Source organism: Candidatus Magnetobacterium casense (assembly GCF_019173545.1).
Taxonomy (GTDB): domain Bacteria; phylum Nitrospirota; class Thermodesulfovibrionia; order Thermodesulfovibrionales; family Magnetobacteriaceae; genus Magnetobacterium; species Magnetobacterium cryptolimnobacter.
This window is the reverse complement of the sequence record NZ_JABXWD010000317.1, coordinates 1-3,919: the sequence shown is the minus strand read 5'-3', so window position 1 is coordinate 3,919 and position 3,919 is coordinate 1. Positions and strand designations below refer to the sequence as shown.

General features: G+C 51.7%; 2 protein-coding genes. Both read right to left on the bottom strand.

What is annotated here, in order from left to right; translation table 11 throughout:
• Nucleotides 1-372 precede the first annotated feature (372 nt).
• Nucleotides 373-2,583 carry a transglycosylase domain-containing protein gene (locus tag HWQ67_RS14000; protein ID WP_218253310.1) on the bottom strand — a complete coding sequence of 737 codons (2,211 nt, stop codon included), beginning with the start codon at nucleotides 2,581-2,583 and terminating at the stop codon, nucleotides 373-375.
• Nucleotides 2,584-2,606: 23 nt separating this feature from the next.
• The gene (locus HWQ67_RS13995; RefSeq protein WP_218253309.1) at nucleotides 2,607-3,665 is read right to left on the bottom strand and encodes a hypothetical protein; all 1,059 of its coding nucleotides are present in this window, start codon (nucleotides 3,663-3,665) and stop codon (nucleotides 2,607-2,609) included.
• Nucleotides 3,666-3,919: the final 254 nt, after the last annotated feature.

Sequence of the window (3,919 nt, the reverse complement as noted above, 5' to 3'; positions counted from 1 at the left end):
AGGAATGACAAACTTGGAAAAAGCCTGTAACTGTCATTCCTGCGAAAGCAGGAATCCATGCCTTTAAACCATGAAATTAATTTTACCATGCTTTTTAAAGAGGATACGTTGATTCCTTTTGTGTAAAGCACGCTCAATATCTGTTAGAGGAGTACAGTGGACGGTTTAATTTTGGCTCCCATGATGCACTTATTGCAGGTTCACTCATCGCTGCACGGCAGCAGGGCTTAGACTTGGAACTTGTGACATCAGACAAGGGACTCAAGGCGGTCCTTAAAGAAGAGAAGATTTCTTATTTTGATCCGTCTGACCCCGTAGAGTGGTAGTACCACAATCAACCGTGGTTGGCTTGATTTAAGCCGCTTTTCTACCTCACTGGACGCTTTTCATGAACTCTATCCAGATTGGCAACGCAGCGGCGCCGCCGGTCTTTCCTTCTCCGAGGGAAGTGCGGTCGTCCCTACCAACCCAGACCCCCACGGCCAGTTTGTCGTCAAAGCCTATGAACCAGGCATCGGCATAGTCATCCGTCGTGCCGGTCTTGCCGTAAACCGGTCTGCTTAAGGCCATAGCCGCCCGTGCGGTGCCATGTTCCACGACCGACCTCAGAACCTCCCTTATGTGTGCAACCGCCTGCTGACTAATGACCCTCTGCCCCTGAGAAAATGAGACATCCGACGATAGATCATAACGATCAACCACCCGCTCATAAAATCGCGGCTCCAGCTTTACCCCCTCGGCCATAGTGCCATACGCACAGACCAACTCCATCAGTGTCACCTCGGATACCCCAATGGCCGCCGGCAGGTGCGGATAAATTTCACTCTTGATGCCAACCGCCCTGGCCGTTTCGATGACCCTGGACATCTTCAGCTTGCTTGCCAGGTTGACCGTGGCAGCGTTCAGAGACATCGACAACGCACTCTTTAGCGACACCGACCCGTAATACCTCCGTGTATAGTTCTGTGGCGTCCAGGCAGTGCGGCCATTGTTGGAATAATAGGTAACCGGAGCATCTACAATAGCGCTCTGCGGTGTGAGACCATCCTTAAAGGCCGTCAGGTAGATAAACGGCTTAAAGGCTGACCCCGGTTGACGCATTGCCTGCGTGGCACGGTTGAACTGACTCTCACCGAAACCGGTCCCGCCAACCATTGCCCTGATGGCGCCGGTCTTTATGTCTATGGCAAGCAAGGCTGCCTGGGTCTTGTCGTCAAAGCCACTTGACAGACCATTGGCTACGGCATGTTCCGCTGCCTCTTGCATCTTGTAGTTGATCGTTGTGTATATCTTGAAGCCGGAGGTATACAGATTGTCACCATAAATTTTTTCGAGGTTGGCGCGGGCGTATTCAACAAAGTACGGCGCCTTGTAATTTGCCCGTGGAGTGTAGGATGGCAGGGGTTCGACTACGGCCTCATCGTATTTGGCGGCAGAGATAAAGCCCTGGTTGAGCATCATCTTCAGGACGAGTTTTTTCCGACTGAGGGCCTTGTGCGTGTCTTTAAACGGGGAGTACGTCGATGGCGCCTTGGGGATCGCCGCCAAAAGGGCTGCCTCTCCAACGGTGAGTTCCTCGGCCTTTTTGCCAAAGTAGGTCTCCGACGCCGCCTCCAGACCGTATGCCCTGGTGCCAAAATACGCCTGGTTGAGATACAATCCCAGGATTTCGTCCTTCGTGTAGCGATTCTCTATCTGGATTGACAGAGCGGCCTCCTTGATCTTGCGTGTCAGAGTGCGTTCGGGCTTTAAAAATAGCATCTTTGCCAACTGTTGTGTGATGGTGCTGGCACCCTGGACGTAGGACTTTGCACGTACATTTTCAATGACTGCACCTATCAGGCGATAGAAGTCCAACCCATGATGGCTATAAAAGCGGGCATCCTCCACCGCTATGAAGGCATTCCTGACGTGTGTCGGTATCTTGTAGTAGGGTATAAACCGTCGCCGCTCAAAGTACAGCTCCGCCAGACTCTCTCCATCTGAGGAGTACAGCATGGATGACTCCAGCGGTGCATACTCCTCCAGCAGTTGAATCTTGGGCAGGTCTGACAGACTCCAGACAACAAACCCACCAATCAACCCCAACAACACAGACAACGACATGGCAAAGGATAACAGCAGTTTCTTTACAAAACGGATGTAGGGGTTATCCTTCTCCCCAAGTACCATGTGGTAGAGCACGTTTAGGTATGTGCGAAACCTCAGATATGCCTTGCTCCTGATAAAGAATATCTCCCTGACCTTGAGGCAAATCTGTTCGGGGTCAAGCGGGTCACTAAGGCATAAGTCCGCACTGAAACCTTTTTGTATGAACATGGGCAGTAGCGCCCCCTCCGACAGGATGAGCACAGAACAACGAGGGTGAGAGACCCTGAGAGAATCAAGCATCTCAAACTCCCTGGAGTGATAATGTTTTGTGTCAAAGATGACGACCGAGTGTCCCTTTATTGCTCCGAGTCCCTCAAGTAGCTCAAAATTGCTGCCAAAAAGCGTTGCCTCTATGCCGTTGTGCTTAAGCGTTTTTAGTACAATTTTCCCTCTTATACTATCGGTAGAGAAGATCAGTACCGGTACGGTCATCCGTCATCTATGGACAAAGCGCCTCAGGATTCCTCGGACATGGCCATGATCAATGCGCCCCTGGCCGTTGTGTTAAGAGGGTCTGAGGCAATGCGCACGCCCGATATCTGTATTGGCAGTCGTATGTTCTTGAGCACCTTTTCAAAAAGCTCCTTGCATCCGGTTGGCAGACAGGTGCCGCCACTGAGGACTATGGGCAGCGGCTTTGCAAAGCGCGGTACCCTGTCCGATGTGGCCATCACCTGCTGGATGCTCTGCAGGAGGTTGACGACAAGGTCTTCGTAAAAGATGTGCAGGGAGATTTCGAGTTTGTTTTTTGGCTCTTTGAGGAGGTTTAGTCCCTTTTCCTTGATCAGTTTAATCTTTGTGGCTGGTTCACCGAGTGAATTTCCGGCCATGGTGTCTATGTAATCGCCGCCCTTTTGGATGCTGTATGTCAGCACAGGCACGGAGAGGTAGGACAGGCATATGTTACACATCCCCCCGCCCATGCTTATGCCAATGCCCGTGTAGCTGTCATCGGCAAGCTCCGCAAGGACAACGGCAAAGCCCTCGTGGATGGACAGCGGACTATACCCCATGCCCTCGAGTGTGCGCTTGATGACCGCCTCGTGGTAGAGGACGTTTGTCGTAGTGTGTATCGGGGCGCCGGGGATGCTGAAGCACAGGGCCTCTCCCTGTTTCTTGGCCGGCTGCAGCAGGGTCTTGATTATCGCCTGGATGACGTTGAGGCCGTCATCCTCCTTTGGGCTTAACAGTCCGCCCTCTATGGGTCTTCTGGTATCGGCGTTAAACGTGCTGGCAAACTGCTCGGCAGAGTTGCCCACGATAAACAACTGTCCGTTGCGTGAAAAGAACATGATGTCGTTTTGTGCCAACACCTTGCCTGTGATGTTTGACTTAGGCACCTCAAAAAAAGCATTCAGTTGCTTGACCGAGTAGTACGTCGTACCCTTCATGCGGGCTATGACTATGTTGGTAGTGCCAATGTCCAGACCAACAGGCCCTGTCAGCACCTCCAATTCCTTAGACTTGATTGGCCTGGTCTCCTCAACCTTGCCAGTTCCCTGAGCCTCTGACATAAAAAAATGTCCCTCCCTCTATGAATCATCAGACAACCCAACACGGTCATCCGTGCTTTATATTATAATCCCTGGAAGCTCTTTTTTGGTAGCTAAAAAAAGACAGTTCTGCACAAGGGGATAAAGGAGCCGGGTATCCTCTAAAAAAAGCATGGTAAGATGGGGTCAAGGGGGCTGGCCCCCTTGCAGGGGAGGTCTGAGGAGGGGGCGGAGCCGCCCTCCTTCTTTCTTTTACCATGCAATATAAAGAGGAT

Excerpts from the sequence above, each read along its gene's own strand:
- HWQ67_RS14000 (WP_218253310.1), bottom strand. The coding sequence starts at position 2,583 with ATGACCGTACCGGTACTGATCTTCTCTACCGATAGTATAAGAGGGAAA.
- HWQ67_RS13995 (WP_218253309.1), bottom strand. The coding sequence starts at position 3,665 with ATGTCAGAGGCTCAGGGAACTGGCAAGGTTGAGGAGACCAGGCCAATC.